This is a genomic window from Neobacillus ginsengisoli, assembly GCF_030813055.1.
This window is the reverse complement of record NZ_JAUSTW010000005.1, coordinates 280,352-296,714: the sequence shown is the minus strand read 5'-3', so window position 1 is coordinate 296,714 and position 16,363 is coordinate 280,352. Positions and strand designations below refer to the sequence as shown.

General features: G+C 37.8%; 18 protein-coding genes and 1 pseudogene. 13 read left to right on the top strand and 6 right to left on the bottom strand.

The window, feature by feature from the left end; translation table 11 throughout:
• The first annotated feature begins 268 nt into the window (after nucleotides 1-268).
• From J2S10_RS16855 to sat, 6 genes and pseudogenes are all read left to right on the top strand, one after another.
• Nucleotides 269-418 (top strand): CotG/ExsB N-terminal domain-containing protein, encoded by a 150-nt coding sequence (locus tag J2S10_RS16855; RefSeq protein WP_307409848.1) that lies wholly within the window; start codon nucleotides 269-271, stop codon nucleotides 416-418.
• A 3-nt stretch (nucleotides 419-421) separates the two neighbouring features.
• A complete protein-coding gene (locus J2S10_RS16850) occupies nucleotides 422-1,189 on the top strand; it encodes a sulfite exporter TauE/SafE family protein (RefSeq protein WP_307409846.1) in 768 nt (255 codons plus the stop codon).
• A 484-nt stretch (nucleotides 1,190-1,673) separates the two neighbouring features.
• A complete protein-coding gene (locus tag J2S10_RS27500) occupies nucleotides 1,674-1,760 on the top strand; it encodes a sugar phosphate nucleotidyltransferase (RefSeq protein ID WP_370876231.1) in 87 nt (28 codons plus the stop codon).
• Nucleotides 1,750-2,457, top strand: a pseudogene (locus J2S10_RS16845) (phosphomannose isomerase type II C-terminal cupin domain); the annotation flags it as partial. The gene J2S10_RS27500 and the pseudogene J2S10_RS16845, both read left to right, overlap by 11 nt.
• 214 nt (nucleotides 2,458-2,671) lie before the next feature.
• Nucleotides 2,672-3,274 (top strand): adenylyl-sulfate kinase, encoded by a 603-nt coding sequence (cysC, locus tag J2S10_RS16840; protein ID WP_307409844.1) that lies wholly within the window; start codon nucleotides 2,672-2,674, stop codon nucleotides 3,272-3,274.
• 54 nt (nucleotides 3,275-3,328) lie between these two features.
• Nucleotides 3,329-4,501 (top strand): sulfate adenylyltransferase, encoded by a 1,173-nt coding sequence (gene sat / locus J2S10_RS16835; protein WP_307409842.1) that lies wholly within the window; start codon nucleotides 3,329-3,331, stop codon nucleotides 4,499-4,501.
• A gap of 578 nt (nucleotides 4,502-5,079) precedes the next feature.
• Here sat and J2S10_RS27495 read toward each other — a convergent pair.
• Nucleotides 5,080-5,400: a glycosyltransferase gene (locus tag J2S10_RS27495; RefSeq protein WP_370876230.1), complete on the bottom strand. Its 321-nt coding sequence runs from the start codon at nucleotides 5,398-5,400 to the stop codon at nucleotides 5,080-5,082.
• Nucleotides 5,401-5,421: 21 nt separating this feature from the next.
• Nucleotides 5,422-5,988: a glycosyltransferase gene (locus J2S10_RS16830; RefSeq protein ID WP_307409840.1), complete on the bottom strand. Its 567-nt coding sequence runs from the start codon at nucleotides 5,986-5,988 to the stop codon at nucleotides 5,422-5,424.
• A gap of 149 nt (nucleotides 5,989-6,137) precedes the next feature.
• On the opposite strand from J2S10_RS16830, the gene J2S10_RS27490 reads away from it, so the two are divergent.
• Together J2S10_RS27490 and J2S10_RS16825 are read left to right on the top strand one after the other, a co-directional pair.
• Nucleotides 6,138-6,500, top strand: coding sequence for a glycosyltransferase (locus J2S10_RS27490; RefSeq protein WP_370876226.1), 363 nt, complete (start codon nucleotides 6,138-6,140; stop codon nucleotides 6,498-6,500).
• Between the two features lie 15 nt (nucleotides 6,501-6,515).
• On the top strand, nucleotides 6,516-7,259 hold the full coding sequence (locus J2S10_RS16825) for a sulfotransferase family 2 domain-containing protein (protein WP_307409838.1): 744 nt from the start codon (nucleotides 6,516-6,518) through the stop codon (nucleotides 7,257-7,259).
• Nucleotides 7,260-7,296: 37 nt separating this feature from the next.
• Here J2S10_RS16825 and J2S10_RS16820 read toward each other — a convergent pair whose 3' ends face one another.
• Both J2S10_RS16820 and J2S10_RS16815 read right to left on the bottom strand, forming a co-directional pair.
• Nucleotides 7,297-7,707, bottom strand: coding sequence for a hypothetical protein (locus tag J2S10_RS16820; RefSeq protein WP_307409836.1), 411 nt, complete (start codon nucleotides 7,705-7,707; stop codon nucleotides 7,297-7,299).
• A 31-nt stretch (nucleotides 7,708-7,738) separates the two neighbouring features.
• Nucleotides 7,739-7,888, bottom strand: a complete 150-nt coding sequence (locus J2S10_RS16815) for a hypothetical protein (protein ID WP_307409834.1) — start codon at nucleotides 7,886-7,888, stop codon at nucleotides 7,739-7,741.
• Nucleotides 7,889-8,015: 127 nt separating this feature from the next.
• On the opposite strand from J2S10_RS16815, the gene J2S10_RS16810 reads away from it, so the two are divergent.
• A complete protein-coding gene (locus tag J2S10_RS16810) occupies nucleotides 8,016-9,467 on the top strand; it encodes an aminotransferase-like domain-containing protein (protein ID WP_307409831.1) in 1,452 nt (483 codons plus the stop codon).
• 243 nt (nucleotides 9,468-9,710) lie between these two features.
• Here the strand turns inward: J2S10_RS16810 and J2S10_RS16805 are convergent, their stop codons facing one another.
• Nucleotides 9,711-12,023 (bottom strand): thiamine pyrophosphate-dependent enzyme, encoded by a 2,313-nt coding sequence (locus J2S10_RS16805; protein WP_307409829.1) that lies wholly within the window; start codon nucleotides 12,021-12,023, stop codon nucleotides 9,711-9,713.
• Between the two features lie 17 nt (nucleotides 12,024-12,040).
• Nucleotides 12,041-13,051 (bottom strand): 2-oxoacid:acceptor oxidoreductase family protein, encoded by a 1,011-nt coding sequence (locus tag J2S10_RS16800; protein ID WP_307409827.1) that lies wholly within the window; start codon nucleotides 13,049-13,051, stop codon nucleotides 12,041-12,043.
• Nucleotides 13,052-13,536: 485 nt separating this feature from the next.
• On the opposite strand from J2S10_RS16800, the gene J2S10_RS16795 reads away from it, so the two are divergent.
• From J2S10_RS16795 to J2S10_RS16780, 4 genes are all read left to right on the top strand, one after another.
• The gene (locus J2S10_RS16795; RefSeq protein WP_307409824.1) at nucleotides 13,537-13,962 is read left to right on the top strand and encodes a DMT family transporter; all 426 of its coding nucleotides are present in this window, start codon (nucleotides 13,537-13,539) and stop codon (nucleotides 13,960-13,962) included.
• A 44-nt stretch (nucleotides 13,963-14,006) separates the two neighbouring features.
• Nucleotides 14,007-14,705 carry a Crp/Fnr family transcriptional regulator gene (locus tag J2S10_RS16790; protein ID WP_307409822.1) on the top strand — a complete coding sequence of 233 codons (699 nt, stop codon included), beginning with the start codon at nucleotides 14,007-14,009 and terminating at the stop codon, nucleotides 14,703-14,705.
• Between the two features lie 74 nt (nucleotides 14,706-14,779).
• Nucleotides 14,780-15,280 (top strand): DMT family transporter, encoded by a 501-nt coding sequence (locus J2S10_RS16785; protein WP_307409820.1) that lies wholly within the window; start codon nucleotides 14,780-14,782, stop codon nucleotides 15,278-15,280.
• A 334-nt stretch (nucleotides 15,281-15,614) separates the two neighbouring features.
• Nucleotides 15,615-16,118 carry a hypothetical protein gene (locus J2S10_RS16780; protein ID WP_307409818.1) on the top strand — a complete coding sequence of 168 codons (504 nt, stop codon included), beginning with the start codon at nucleotides 15,615-15,617 and terminating at the stop codon, nucleotides 16,116-16,118.
• Nucleotides 16,119-16,363: the final 245 nt, after the last annotated feature.

Sequence of the window (16,363 nt, the reverse complement as noted above, 5' to 3'; positions counted from 1 at the left end):
TTCAAATAGGGTATGCATATTTGAAAAGATAAGCTTGGACAAAACGGAAAGAAATATATGGTTGATATAACCAACTTTGCAGGTGTTCCAACGTACAGTTTTATGTACTACTAACAAAAATATTTAGAAAGTAAGGATTGAAATTTAGATAAATTTTTAAAAATAAACGCCTGTCTTATACATAAACTTCACGTCCTCATACGATATAGAAATAAAAAGGTTCAATGATCTTCCATGGTTTAATATAAGAACAGAAAGAGGTAATTTCATGGATTTTTATTCACCAGCTAAGATTAAAGAAGCTGTACGTGGGGCTGAAAGTTTAGGTTTAAGCTATTTTATTGACCAAGACCCAATAGGTGGTCAATGTTCCAGACGTCTATCGAGCCAAGGTTCGAGCCGTAAAAAGAGGGATTAAACTATGAGTATTGGTATAGCGGTTATGGGATTGTTTATTGGGTTTTTAGTCGGTTTAACAGGAGTAGGGGGGGCTGCACTTTTAACTCCTATTCTTATAATGTCAGGGATTCATCCTTCTATCGCAGTAGGAACGGATCTTGTTTATAACTCCATTACGAAATTGTTTGGGGTCTTTCAACATTGGAAACAAAAAACAATTAATTTCAAATTAGCAAAATACCTTGCAATAGGAAGCGTCCCAAGTGCAACTGTGCCCATTATAATTCTGCAGTTTTTCGAGTTTTCCAATCATAATCAAGAACAAATTATTAAGCAATCACTTGGTTATGTCCTTATTTTAGTCGCTATAGCTATTTTGATTCGAACTTTTTTTGATAAAAAAATAAGACCGAACCGCTGGCAATTAAAATCGGTAGAAGAAAAACGCGGATTAACTATATTTATCGGTGCTGTCTTTGGTTTTATTGTAGGGCTCACTTCGATTGGATCAGGTTCTTTATTTGCTCTTGCTATGTTATATCTATACCGTTTGAGCGCATCCGAATTAGTTGGAACTGATATTGCCCATGCCTTTTTATTAGTGACAGTTGCAGGATTGCTCCATGCAAATGCTGGAAGTGTAAACTACGTCCTGGTAGGAAATCTTTTAATTGGATCGATTCCAGGGGTTCTTTTAGGAAGCACTTTATCTGCAAAAGTTCCTACTAAACTTCTCCGTATAGTGGTGGCTGCAATCATTATTATTAGTGGAATAAAACTTATTGGTTAACTGTAAAAAATACTTTAAAAAATTAACGAAAGAGATAATTGAAGTTTGCTCTATAAGAATAAGTTGAACTGTTATGCGTAAGGGATCGGACCTTCTCAAACGTCGAGAGGCGCTTTTTATATTCCATTCACTAATTCCATTATTTCATGATTTTCGTAATTAACAGCTTCCACAAAACCCTGGTTCCATAATCCATTCCAAAATCTCACATTTCCTTCATATCCATGAGTATTAAACAAAAAAAAATGTAGAAAACGATTAATATCCTCAACTAATGGATTACTACCTAATACAGGAACTGCTGCCCATATAATTGGCTATTCAAAAAATTCTGCTCTTCATGAGTATATGGAGATTATGATTACTGAAAATATATCTTTGGTGTCCCAAACCAATCACTCTATGCACTCATAAGATAATACCATGAAAAAATGAATGAAATTTCAACTAATTATCACATCGAGGTGCATGAGATGAAGCTGTATTGTTATTAGGAGGTTCGGGGAAACGATTGTGGCCACTTTCCAATGATTCTAGATCAAAACAGTTTTTAAAATTACGAGCTAATTGAACAGTTTAAAACGCTTCCAAAAATAAGCTTTGATTATGAAATTGTGGAAAAAGCTGAGCGGATTGCCGTTTATCCATACAATGATTTTTGAAAGGACCTGGGCTCATGGAATACATTAACCGATCAATTGCAAACAAAAATCATCGGTAAAGGCTCTATGAGTGAGGATTGTATCAATACCCATTTAATAAATGAATTAGATATTCCAGTAATTGTCTTGGGTGCATCAAATCTTATAGTAGCAACAAGTCCGGATGGCATTCTAATTTCAGATAAAGAGAAGAGTCACCAAATCAAAGAGTTGGTAACAGATTTCAACCAACGGCCGATGTTTGAAGAACGTCGGTGAGGGTGGTATCGTATCCTGGAATATAAAGAAAGCCCTGATGGAATGGAAGTATTAACAAAACGGCTATGCATATTTGCGGGGAAAAACCTTAGCTTTCAATACCACCATAAGAGAAATGAAGTATGGGTGGTCGTACAGGGAGAAGGAGAATTTGTTCTGGATGGTGTCTTGTCTTATGTAAAACCAGGTGATGTACTGAACATACCAGTTGGCGGGAAGCATGGAATCAAAGCCATTAAAGACCTTGAAATTATTGAAGTTCAGTTTGGAAGTAAACTTGATGAAGAAGATATTGTACGGTTGTTTATTTCTTGGGAAGAGCTAAAGAAAACAATTGGAAAAAAATGAATTATTATAACCAATATATGGACGTTGATAAATGTATTGTCAATAAATCATATTTGGATTCCGTTTATATATGTAATTTTATTACTTGGCAGGGTAGGATCAATTATCTTGGCAGTATCGAAGAACAAAAGGCGTGATTTTTAGCTTTGGCCTGCATAATGGAAGATGCTGTACAAAGCTGATTTTAATAGAATAATTGGAAGGGGATAGTTTTTTGCAAAGACAGAATATCTTTCATCAATCTTTTGAAGTGACTAAAGAACAGCGTCAGGCTTTACATGGACATAAAAGTTATATTCTTTGGTTCACCGGTTTATCAGGATCCGGAAAGTCAACAATTGCTAATATTATAGAGCGAAAACTCCATGAACTTGGAATATCCACATATATTCTGGATGGCGATAATCTTAGGGAAGGGTTAAATCAAAACCTTGGATTTAGTCAAGAAGATAGGAAGGAAAACATCCGCCGAACTGGCGAATTAGCTAAATTATTCGTCGATAGTGGGATTGTGGTAATAACCACACTTATCTCTCCATATGCAGAGGATAGGAAGGAAATTCGAAAAAGGGTAGCAAAGGGTGAATTTATTGAGATTTATGTAAAATGCCCCTTAGAAGTGTGTGAAAAACGTGATACAAAAGGGTTATATAAAAAAGCAAGGAAAGGAGAACTTACTAATATGACCGGGATTTCAGCTCCATATGAGGTGCCTGAAACACCTGAAATCGTAATTGAAACCTCTCAATATTCAAGTGAGGAATGCGGACAGGAAATCATCAACTATTTGAAAATAAATGATTATTTAACTTATTAGACTTGTATTTTATGTATTTACATGAATCTTATTCTATCGATTATTGGGGGATGAGTGAAAGTGGAAACAACTCCTATTAAACCACATGGGGGTAAGCTGGTTCAACGTGAACTAACAGGAAACGCACGTGAATTATGGATCAAAAGGGCGAAAACACTTAAGTCACTTACTATTTCAAAATGGAGTATTTCTGACATTGAATTGATTTCAAATGGAGGGTATAGTCCACTTATCGGATTTTTAGGGAAAGAGGATTACCAATCCGTCCTTAAAAATATGCATTTATCAAACGGATTACCTTGGACAGTACCAATTACGCTTCCTGTGACGAAAGAAGAGGCCAATCGGTTCATTATAGGAGAACAAGTTGCCCTTTATGGGGAGAATGGAAGCCTTTATGGTGTCATTCAGTTAGAAGAAATATATGAATATGATAAAATGGAAGAAGCCCAACTCGTTTATCAAACAGTAGATCCTAAACACCCCGGGGTAAAAAAACTTTTTGACCAAGGCGATGTGTATCTGGCAGGGGCTATTTTTCTGTTAAATAGACCCAAACATTCAGAATTTGAACAATATTATATGGGGCCAACGGAAACACGAAAAATGTTCGCTGACTTAGGATGGAATACCATTGTGGGATTTCAAACGAGAAATCCAGTTCACCGCGCTCATGAATATTTGCAAAAGACCGCTTTGGAAATGGTTGATGGGCTGTTCTTAAATCCTCTAGTTGGAGAAACAAAAAAGGACGATGTCCCGCCCAGTGTACGGATGGGAAGCTATGAGGTATTACTAAAAAACTATTACCCCTTAGATCGGGTCCGGTTGGTTATTTATCCGGCAGCAATGCGTTATGCAGGTCCCCGTGAAGCTGTTTTTCATGCATTAGTCCGGAAAAATTATGGATGTACTCATTTTATTGTAGGCCGTGATCATGCAGGTGTGGGGAATTATTACGGATCATATGATGCACAGAAGATTTTCCGTCAATTTGATTCTACTGCAATTGGTATTAAACCATTGTTTTTTGAACACAGCTTTTACTGTAAAAAGTGTATGAATATGGCCTCTATGAAAACATGCCCTCATTCCAATGAAGAAAGACTAATTTTAAGCGGCACGAAGGTAAGAGAACTCCTCCGGGCTGGTAAAACCCCGCCGCCGGAGTATACACGCCCTGAAGTGGCAGAAGTGCTTATTAAAGGCATGAGACAAAATGAATAAGGCTGAATTATTCCCACTTAGCTCAGCTGAAAGTTGGGATTCCAGGGTATAACCTCTACCGAGATTAAGTAGGACAAGTTATCCCTGTTATCCAACTCCTTTTTTTGATATGAATGGGAGCATGATGTTATCTGTCATGAAGTGTTTTCATCAATAAAAAGTCCATCGGATATGATAGTATCTCCTCTAGGCAAAAACCCTTGTAAGTGGGTGTTACACTATACTTGGAGGGGATTTTATCATGGTTTTATAAGGACAAAAAATTTATTCTTTATGAGGATAGCTTATAAGATGCTGCAGAAAAATACCTTCTTCTATTCTGGCAAGATATTATATCTTAACACATTAAGATTGTTTTACTAGACTTTTAAATTGTAAACCTTTTCATAGACATCAAGCGTTTTTTGTGCGCATTCCTCCATGAAAATTTTTTAGCTTGTTCCAGGCCGTCTTTACTCATTTGGATTAATTGATCAGGTTTACTTAAGGCTTTTTCAATGGATTCGGCCAAGGCATAATTATCATGCGGGTTGATTAACACGGCTGCGTCACTAGTTACTTCCGGGATTGAGGTTAGGTTAGAAGCAATAACTGGTGTTCCAACAAGCCATTGCTTCTAATGGGGGTAAACCAAAACCTTCATACATGGAAGGGTAAACAAATAGGTCGGCTGCGTTATATAAATATGGAAGGTGAGTCACTGGAACAAAATCGGTAAAAATAATTCTATCCTCGATTTTTAAGGTCTCTATTAGCTTTATTAAATTTTTATAGCTACGGTTCCGCTTTCCAACAATTACAAGTTTATAATCTTCAGCGATATCTCTTCGTATGTTCCAAAACGCTATAATGAGCCCAAGTACATTTTTACGATGTGAAAGACCCCCGATATATAATATATAACGAGAGTTAAATCCGTATTATTGTTTGACAAAGTTCTTCGCTTTATTTTTTTCGATCGGTTGATAAATGTCCTCAGCGGCTTCATAAATGATTGCAATTTTTTCGTCTGGCAAGTTAAAATACCGTTGAATGTCACGCTTGGAGAACTCCGAAACGGTAATGATCAAGTCGCATTGTTCCATTATCCGGGGCATCTCATTTTGAAAGATTAAAAGATATTCTGAACTGGAGGTTTCAGGATAGATGAAGGGAATAAGGTCATGAACAGTGGCTACTTGCTGGCAGTGTTTTGTTTTTGGCAGTCCGATACCATTTTGGGGTACATGATATAAATCTATTTTTTCTTGTGCAACTCGTGTGGGAATGCGAACCTCTTCCCAAAATCTGTCTTTGTTTAATTCGATACTTTGAAAAACTTCATATTTACAAGGAATAAGGTTTTGAAATTCATCACCAGGCCAAAAGAAACGATACTCATTTCTTTTATCAATCGAATATAGGGCTTTGACAAGCTGGTACGTATATGTGCCAATGCCTGTTCCTCGGTACCAAATAGCGCCTCTTGCATCCAAACCTATTTTCATAGTGGCACTCCTTTTTTCTGTAGTAAAACACTTACTTCTCTAGTGTTTTAATAAGTGCCTAGCACTCTTTTCAAATTGTTGCAAGAACCGTTTACGACTCTCTTGATGTTTTTCCCAACTAAGTAGCCTTCTTTCCAGTCTTTCTATATTTGTACTTTTTTCAACAAAATAAAAATAGCCCGATTCGTAAAAGTACTGAGGAAAACGAAGAATTTCATGGATTAATCTTTCTTCTCCTTCATACGGTTGGGCAACTTTGTAATAATTTTTTTCCTCCTTATTTAGAAAGTGCCAAGCATATCATTACGATTAGTAAAAGAACTACTAAAGATCTTGTAGAATGGACAGGAATCAATAAAAAAAAGATCTCTATTATTTATCAAGGGATAGATCCTCATTTTAAAAGAATACCTAAGGAAACAGCAAAGGAACTCATGAAAAAGCATTTTGATGTAAATCACCCATATATTTTTACGATGGGAAGGCAAGTATATCATTCCATACTAAGTTAATTTGGAGGTTAATAAATGAACGAAAATAAAATTTACATTTTTCAGCATATACCAAAAACGGCAGGTTCTACTTTGCAGAGTATTCTGAAAAAACAATACGATTCAGAAGAATTATATATTGCAAATAGAGGAGAGATGATGATATCAAAACTAAATGATTTATCAAAAAATGAATGGGAAAAAATAAAATGTCTAAATGGTCATGTCCTATTTGGCATTCATGAGCATTTATCCAATAGGCCTTTTGAGTATTACACAATGCTGCGTGATCCAGTGGAGCATGTGATATCTGAATACTATTTTATACTTCGCAAGCCGAATAATTTGTCTCATAATATCGTGAAAAACATGAGTTTTGAAGAGTTCATTACGTCCGAACAATTTAAGGGACGTACTTCCAATAGACAAACTTTTTTTGTCTCGGGAGGAGTTCAAAATGATATAAACCTGGCTAAAAAAAATCTAGAGAATTATTATGCGGTTGTAGGCATTACAGAGATGTTTGAAGAGTCATTGTATTTAATTGTTCAAGAATTAGGCTGGAAAAATTATCGATACAAAAAGAGAAATGTTACAATAAAGCGCCCCTTAAGAGAAGATTTTCCTGAAGAAGTTATAGAAATCATTATGAAAAATAATAAGTTAGATATTGAATTATATAATTTTGGAATGCAGCTGATGGAAGAGAAGATTCAAAACCTAAGCCCTGAATCAAAAAAAAATATGGAACATTTCATTGCTAATACGGAAAAGAAATAAAATACCCATATTTTGCAAATGGTGATTTCACTATGTTCTATGGAATGGCTGTGCCCCACATAACAATAGCTGAAATTTTATTTAAAACCGCTAGATGTCCTCCTGATTGATCCATTTTTCTTATGATCCTTCCTGTTATGCCCAATCTTGCAAACCATACCCACGAAATGAATATACATGCACTAGCAAATGCTACTTTATCAACCCCTGTATATTTAATGAACTTGTTCCAATTACACCAATTGTATCCAAAATTGCATGTGGGTTTAGTAAAGACACCAGACAAAGCAAAAGATATTTGTTTCTTTGGAGGTAAAGATGAACCTGGTTCTTGTCCATTACGAGGTTTCGTCCTCCATACAACAAAATCCATGTAGAGTAAAAATAAAATACCAATGACAAAAAGAAATGTTTTGATCCAATACGAACCAAGTACAACTACCGCCACGCCTAAGACTGCGATTGAAATAAGCAAAGTATCACAAAATGGATGCGGTAATAATTACTGGCAGTGCCCTCACGAAATCGGACTGACTTGCACCTTGATTGAACACAAAAACATTTTGAACCCCTAAAAGCAGGATTAAGCCGAATGCTAAGATCATGCCGTGCAGTATCGCTTCTAACATTTTATTCCTTCTGAAAGATAGTAACTGTATTGTAGTAGATTTGATTAAATTCGTCTCCAACCAATTGGATGGAATCCTACCCAACCAATCATTTATAATGAATTTAAAAGTGATAGGGGTGTACCTATTGTCAGAAAATGACTTTACACTAAACAAATCCTCCTTGATTCCACTCCATCAACAAATATACGAATTTATGAAGAGAAAAATAATGAACGGTGAATGGACGGTTGGAACGAAAATTCCTACTCAACGAGATTTAGCAAAGAATTTTAATGTGAATCGAAGTACCATTGTTTATGCTCTTGATGAGTTATCAGCTGATGGGTTAATCGAATCAAAAGTTGGAAAGGGTACGTTTGTTGTCAATAATACTTGGAGCTTACTTGCTTCAATCCCTCCACCGGATTGGAATAGTTACGTTAAGTCGGGATCTTACCAGCCCAATATAAAAACCATCCAAGAAATTAATAGAGCAGAAACAAATCCAAACATCATTCGCCTTGGAACCGGAGAACTTTCACCAGAGTTGTTGCCCGTAAAAGAAATGCAGCAAATGTTCAAGAGGGATTCTCCCAATACGTTTTCTTTAGGATACTCGGAGCCAAAGGGGAGCATTTACTTAAGGGAAAACATAAGCAATTATTTAAAAATGAAGAAAATAGATGTTTCGCCTGCATCCATCATGATTGTTTCAGGGGGACTACAAGCATTACAATTGATCTCATTAGGATTATTGCACCGAGATTCAACTGTTTTTCTTGAAACGCCATCTTATCTGAATTCAGTGCATGTATTTCAATCAGCAGGAATGAACTTACTTGGAATTCCGATGGATGATGAAGGGATTAGACCCGAGTCGCTTGGGAGGTTAAAAAAGCAGCATAATGGTGCATTGCTTTACACGATCCCTACTTTCCATAATCCAACGGGTATTCTAATGTCTGAAACTAGAAGAAAAGATTTAATGGATGTTTGTATGAAGGAAAAGTTGCCAATTATTGAGGATGATGTCTATGGAGATTTATGGTTTGAAACCCCGCCGCCGAATCCATTAAAATCCATTGATGGTCAAGGACTTATATTATACATAGGGAGTATGTCGAAAACACTGGGTCCCGGTTTACGAATTGGTTGGGTCGTTGGACCAGAACCAGTGATTGATCGGTTAGCAGATATAAAAATGCAAACGGATTATGGGTCAAGTTCTTTATCTCAATTCATCGTTGCGGAGTGGCTATCAAGTGGTTTATATGATGAATATGTGAAGAAGATAAGGACAAAATTAAGATTCCGTAGAGATTTCATGCTTGAAATACTAAATGACCATTTTAAGCCATTAGCAACATGGAATTTCCCACAGGGTGGTTTTTACATTTGGTTAAATATCAAAAACCAAATTTCTATAAGAAAATTATTTAAAAAAGCACTAATTGAGGGAATTTTGCTAAACCCAGGAACTATTTACGACCGCCATAATCAAGTTCATCTACGTTTGTCATACGCATATGCATCACTTCACGATTTAAAAAAGGGATTAATAAGACTTTCAGAACTGATTAAAGAATTCACCGATTAGGTTATATATTGGTACTGGAAATTCAAGCATAGGACAGCTTGCACTTTATCAAAAATGAGGTTCAAAATGAAAAAGCCGTCATAAAACGGCTTTTTATTGAGTAGCTATTTTTTTTTAATGGTCAAGAAATTAATAGTAAAAATACAGGAAACTATAAAAATTATCATCACTAACGCAAAATATCCCTCTCGTGGTAGACAGAAGCGTCTTCACAACAGGGATATTTTTCCTTTTAATTAACCACTATAGATAAGGGCTTTCATGCTTAGCTCTAAGCCTCATCCAGCGGCGCTCCACCTCATTATCAAACATTTGCAGCATGGCTTTGCTGTCTTCTTTTAGTAAATGTTTCGTTTTTCCCATTAGCTTCAACCACTCGGATACGGCGATTCGTTTGTTTTTATCCTCAGGATCGTAAGTGATTGTCGTGATCCCGCGTTCCACTTCATATAGAGGGAAGAAGCAGGAGTTGACAGCAGCCTCGACAATGGTCTGGCCTAATTCATCCTTCGATTTCCAGTTTAATGGACAGGTAATCAAAATTTTGCCGTAGACCAATCCTTCATTTTTGGCATACCACTGTGCTTTAGCCGCTTTCTTTAAAAGGTCGCGGTCAAATGCTTCAGTACCTGTAAATACATAAGGAATATGAGTCGCGGCCATAATTTGAGCGGTATCCTTGTGATGGAACGGCTTACCGTTTTGGAAGCTGCCTACATTTGAAGTACTCGTCATATGTCCCATTGGAGTCGAATAGGATAGCTGGCTGCCTGTATTCATATAGCCTTCGTTATCATACTCAAGGATGATCATTTTATGATTTCGTAAAGCGGTTCCGATGGCAGGGCCCATGCCGATATCCATTCCGCCGTCACCTGTAACCATGACAAACGTAAAATCATCGGAGAGACCGAATTCAGCTAATTCACCGCGCCTTTTTCGTTCATGAAACATTTCCACAAGACCCGATAACGTCGCAGAGCCGTTTTGGAAAAGATTGTGGATGTAAGTTGCTTTATGGGCGCTGTATGGAAAACCAGTCGTCACCACCATCGCACATCCTGTATGGAATAAGGCAACAATATCTCCTTCAATTCCTTTAAAAAACAACTCCAGCCCCGAGAAAATTCCGCATCCCGGGCATGCTCCGTGTCCGGAAGCTAACCGTTTTGGCTTTTTCGTTAAGCTTCTTAAGGGGGGAATTTTCACCTTTAGTTCACCGGTCGTTTCTTCAGGAGTGACAGTGATTAAACCGGTGTTCAAGTCTTCTTTTTTCATTGGATTCAAAACACGCTGCGGAGCGAATTCCGGTCTGCCGGGATTATGCCCGAAATAGTCAAATGGCTTCTCCGCATAGCCTTTATCAGCTGCTTCTTGGGCTAGCTGGAAAAATTGTTCGGCGTCATCGGCATAAAAATCTTTGCCGCCCAAACCGTAGATTCGGTTAATTACCTTTGTGCTGACATTTCCAACTGTTTGCAGTGCCGCTTTTAATTCAAGGGCCATGTTTCCGCCATGCGCTCCATACGAGTCGGCACGGTCACCGACAGTCACCGCTTTTACATTTTTCAAGGCTTCTGCCAATTTTTTTTGCGGGAAGGGGCGAATCATATTTGGCGAGATGACGCCGGCTTTTATCCCTTTCTTGCGAAGCCGATCGGCTACGTCTTTACAAACCTCGGCGGCGGAATTTAACATAAATACTGCAACTTCTGCATCATCCATGCGGTATAAATCAAGGACTGGATATTCGCGGCCCGTTAATTCCGCATACTCCTTCGAAATTCGCTCGAAAACATGCTCTGCTTTGTACATGGCTTCCGATTGTTGAAAGCAGTTATTAATATAGTCGGGTTCATTCATATATGGGCCGATCGTAACCGGATTCTCGCGATCTAAAGCATGAGGGAAGTTCGTTTTTGGATCGCCGATAAACGTATGAACATCTTTTTTATGTTTGATCACCTGAACCCGTCGCTTTTGATGGGAGGTGAAATAACCATCGAACGAGACGATGACAGGCAACCTGACTTCTGAATCTTCCCCCAGTTTAATCGCAATCATGTTCATATCATAGACGATTTGCGGATCACGGGCCATCAGGATCGGCCATCCGGTGTTCAACCCGAAATATAAATCGGAATGATCGCCATGAATATTTAAAGGTCCGGACACAGAGCGGTTCACCAAATTCAATACCATTGGGAATCGAGTTCCCGATTGAACTGGCAGCTGCTCTAACATATAGAGAAAGCCATTTGCACTAGTTGCGTTAAACACACGACCGCCGCCTGTCGAAGCGCCGTAGCATATCCCGGCGGAGCCGTGTTCGCCATCAGCGGGAATCAAGACGATATCATGTTCTCCTTTCGCTTTCATCCCGTCGAGGAACTGGGCGACCTCTGTAGAAGGGGAAATCGGAAAATATCCCATAATATGATAATTAATTTGGTGCGCTGCGTATGCAGCCATTTCATTACCTGATTCAAAAACTACACTTTGTTCAACTGTTCCTTTTAGAGCTGATACATTATCTTGGTTCAAATCTATCGACATAACATCCCGCCCCTTCCTTAATTTTTGATGGCCAAATCAAATAAATGCGGCACACGGTTCTTGTCTGCGTAGCCGTCATTATATTCTCTTTCTCCCGTTATTGCATCAACAGGACAAGCATGAACGCATTTCAGGCAGCCTTTGCAATATTGATAGTCAATCCCTTGCAGGAACATTTGCGGCCGTCCCCGTTTGTCTGCTTTTTCTTCCCAAACAAAACAAAAGTCAGGGCAAGCGGTATCACAGGCTGCACAATTAATGCATTTCTCTTCATGAAAATGGGGGAGCATACCGGCACGGGAAATGCTTAAATCCTTTAAAATGCTGTTTCCCGGATTGGTGATTGTACCTCCAATGGCCTGGGTTTCATAACCGAGCAGGGGTTCCGGTCTGATAAATGATTTAGTCTCAGTCCCATCATCATGTACAAATGTTTGGAATTCGACTTCATTGTACCCGCGGTCAAACGTAAGGATATTTGGTTCAACAAGGTGCGGATACTTCTTCTCAAAGGTTCGGCGAATCGTATCCTTCATCGATACAGGATCGAGGAAGTCCAGAATCCGATAAAGCGCTCCCAGCATAGCGGTGTTGGCTTTTGTTTGTTCTTCTAAAGCGATTCCTGTTGCATCAACGATGGCAATCGTTCCGCTGGGAATTTTCATGAGATTCTTCAGTTCGTCAGGGGATTTTTGAGAGTTCACTAAAATGGTGCTGTCGGGAAATATCCCGCTTGTACAATCGATGGTTTTAAATAGGGCATCATGGAAAATGCCTACAACGTGAGGGCGTTCTATTGGTGTGGTGTCTCGAATAGTTGTCTCAGGGTCGCAAAAACGAATATGCGCTTTTACAGGGGAGCCTTTTTTCTCTGATCCATAGGATGAAAAACCGATTCCGTTAAGGCCGTTTCCAACCACTCCATCCTCGGAAAGCATTTTTCCGGCCAAATTGGCTCCCAATCCGCCGATTGATTCGAGGCGAATTTCAAAAAAACCTAATTCATTGGTTTTCGGCAATTTAGACAAACGTATTCCTCCTATCTGTTTAAATTGAGTAACAATTTGAATTTTAAAAATTCTCTAAAAATTATACATTTTTATTGTAACAGGATATAAAATCAGGTACAACAGATTTTTATATAAAAAATTATATGGAGTATAGGCGCAGTTTATGTTGAGGTGATTGGCTTTCGTTTTAGCACAGGTATCATTTAGTCGAAAACGTTGATATAGTACAGAAGATATATTGTTATACAACAATGTGATTTGAATAGTCATAGGAGCATGTTGAAGATCAAGTGAGAGGCCTTGGAAAAGGGGGAAAACTGAAGCGCGAATTTCAGAATACGAGATTGATCTTTGGAAAAATGTTGCCATCTTTTACATGGCAATTTTATTTAGTAAAAGAAAAATATCGCAACTTAGTCACATTGAGGACATATGTCCTTTCCGAAATACCAGGATTTATCATTTAATTAAACTATAAATCTAGCTGGTTGGGGAGAGAAAAAATGAGAGGAAGTTTATTTGCATTTTTAGGCGGGGCATTTATTACTCTGCAAGGTGTAGCAAATTCTCGGATTAGTCAAGATATCGGCACATGGCAAACAGCGACTATTACACAATTAACAGGGTTCATTATGACCTTAATAATCCTACTATTACTTCGAGATAGAAAATGGAAAAAATTTAAGAAGGTCAAACCATTATACTTGACCGGAGGTGCCTTCGGGGCAATTGTTATCTTCAGTAATGTCACTGCTATTCATTATATCGGTGTTACCCTTACTGTTTCTGCACTGTTGATCGCGCAACTGGGTCTTACCTTTTTAATCGATGGTAACGGCTGGTTTAATGTGGTGAAGCAGAAGATGCGGCTTCCGCAGTTCATTGGAATCGGGATGATGATTGTTGGTGTGGTAATACTGAGATTATAGATCCTAATTCTAACAGTAAAAATGGCTGGAGGTGGTAACGGAAAATGAAAGAAATAAAAGATCGTGATCGGTTGAATTATTATTTGCAGGCTCATCAAATCGAACCGATATTTAATGAAGAAATAATGCCCTATTTGTCACTGTACAGCTTTGAACAAGGGGAACTTATTTGTTCCCAAGGTGAACCTTCCCATTATCTGTATGTCCATGTCAAGGGAAAGATTAAAGTATACAACACTTCGGCAGAAGGCAAAACACTAATTCTTTCTTTTAAGACCCCGCTTGAGGTGATCGGGGATATTGAATATGTACAGGGGATTGACATTATCAACACGGTGGAGGCAGTTTCGTCTGTTATAATGATCGGGGTTCACCAGAATATGTTAAAAAAATTCGCAAAAGATTATTCACCCTTTCTGCAATTTTTACTGAATATCATTACACATAAGTTTTACATTAAATCCAATTCGATGAGCTTTAATTTAATGTATCCGGTGGAAGTGCGATTAGCCAGTTATTTATTGTCTGTCACCTTTGATGAAAACCATTCGCTTCTAAAAGGGGAGATAAGCACATCCAGTCTAACAGATACAGCGAATTTAATCGGTACCAGCTACCGTCATTTGAATCGGGTCATTCATCGGTTTTGTACGGATGGGCTGATTGAGCGCAGCAAAGGGTTTATCACGATTAAGGATAGGGAAGGATTAAGCTCTCTGGCTAGTCGCAACATCTATGAATAAACGAAATCATTCGTCTTAGGAGGGGCGTCACATGACGCATCTTATTTAAATCAACATCTGGGAGTGTATACATTATGATTCTTGGACTATTATTGGCGCTTATTGCAGGTTCGCTGGTCAGTCTGCAGAATATTTTCAACAGTAAGGTGAATGAACACGCGGGGTCTTGGGCGACTACTACATTAGTATTAGGATTGGGATTCCTGGCTTCATTCACTCTTGGTCTATTGTTTGAAGGAAAACATCTATTTATTTTGCATAATATGAAGACCTGGTACTGGTTCAGCGGGTTAATCGGCGTAGGAGTGGTCACTTGCCTCGTGCAAGGCATCAAGCTGCTCGGTCCAACATACGCTATCGCTATCGCTCTGACATCACAGCTCGTGTTTGCTTTATTGTGGGACTCACTGGGTTGGTTGGGTCTGAATAAAGTCCCATTTACCTTTAACCAGTTAGTAGGAGTGTTAGTCATATTAAGCGGCGTTTTTGTATTTAAATTGAGCGAAGGCCGAACGAACGGTGGGCAATCCAAGATACCTCACAATCGGAAAGCGGATCAAACATCTGTTAGTTAATCATCTATAAGCCTATTTTATTAATTCGCTTTTGAATCTTTATGTTTTGTTTACATGGAATCGAATAAAGGAACATAAGGAAGCCGTTTTTCTTTTTGAAAAACGGCATTTCGTGTTTGTTCTGTTCGGGAATTATTTCAGGCGTATTTTGAAGTACAATCATTCCATGATATGTTATAAAATTAGTGTAATTAGCTGTTTATGAATAGTGAAAAGCTAGTTTACGTTTTTTAAAATTATATAACTGAAAAACGATTAGTAAGGATCATTAGGTGATTGAAATCCTTGGGAACGGTGTCTGTTTAGGATGACACAACTGTAGGGGGAATGGTTTATGGCTGTTGTAAAATCAGTAAAAATCGATGGTGAGTGTATCCATATTTTTAAAAGCGCGATTTATATCTTTGAATCCAGTTCAGGAATCACGTTAGTGCTGGATATGATTGTTAGTGAGGTTGCTGTTAAAAAATATCGAAATGTGGATACCTTAATTATGGAGATAGAATTGGAAGATGGTAGAATCATAAATTCAATCATGTATTTGAAAATCTTTTCAGGAGGATTGCCGCAGCTTCATTTATTCTGTGAACTGGACGGCATCCAAGAGTACGAAGATTTCGATAGAGTGAACGAAAATGATTCATGGTTTCCGAATATAGAAGAAGACATCACTATAGAGGAAATAAGAAAAGTGGAAATGCCGAATGAAGATGTTAGTTTAAAATTAAAACTGCCCATCGATCAGGTCGAATGGTTAAAAAATCAAAAAAAGACAGGATTAAATGAAATGTTCAAAGAATTTATTTATGATTATTGGAAAAAATCGCCTTCCAAATAATGTTGGAGCTTCTTTTCTAAATTTGATAGTTGTTGAATAGCATATCTTTATTTTAGACTTTTCATAAAATAAAGTCCCGCTAATAGATCTATTAGCGGGATTGTCTAATTTTTTGGATTCATTTACCATAACAGCAACAAGAAGCGATGAAAGTGGATGGTCTATTTTTAGACGAATTGGATGGTTAATAATTGATCCAGTTGAGTTATTATTTAATTATAAATTATATAATAATATTAATTTAG

Excerpts from the sequence above, each read along its gene's own strand:
- J2S10_RS16855 (WP_307409848.1), top strand. The coding sequence starts at position 269 with ATGGATTTTTATTCACCAGCTAAGATTAAAGAAGCTGTACGTGGGGCT.
- J2S10_RS16850 (WP_307409846.1), top strand. The coding sequence starts at position 422 with ATGAGTATTGGTATAGCGGTTATGGGATTGTTTATTGGGTTTTTAGTC.
- J2S10_RS16830 (WP_307409840.1), bottom strand. The coding sequence starts at position 5,988 with ATGAAAATAGGTTTGGATGCAAGAGGCGCTATTTGGTACCGAGGAACA.
- J2S10_RS16825 (WP_307409838.1), top strand. The coding sequence starts at position 6,516 with ATGAACGAAAATAAAATTTACATTTTTCAGCATATACCAAAAACGGCA.
- J2S10_RS16815 (WP_307409834.1), bottom strand. The coding sequence starts at position 7,888 with ATGTTAGAAGCGATACTGCACGGCATGATCTTAGCATTCGGCTTAATC.
- J2S10_RS16805 (WP_307409829.1), bottom strand. The coding sequence starts at position 12,023 with ATGTCGATAGATTTGAACCAAGATAATGTATCAGCTCTAAAAGGAACA.
- J2S10_RS16795 (WP_307409824.1), top strand. The coding sequence starts at position 13,537 with ATGAGAGGAAGTTTATTTGCATTTTTAGGCGGGGCATTTATTACTCTG.
- J2S10_RS16790 (WP_307409822.1), top strand. The coding sequence starts at position 14,007 with ATGAAAGAAATAAAAGATCGTGATCGGTTGAATTATTATTTGCAGGCT.
- J2S10_RS16785 (WP_307409820.1), top strand. The coding sequence starts at position 14,780 with ATGATTCTTGGACTATTATTGGCGCTTATTGCAGGTTCGCTGGTCAGT.
- J2S10_RS16780 (WP_307409818.1), top strand. The coding sequence starts at position 15,615 with ATGGCTGTTGTAAAATCAGTAAAAATCGATGGTGAGTGTATCCATATT.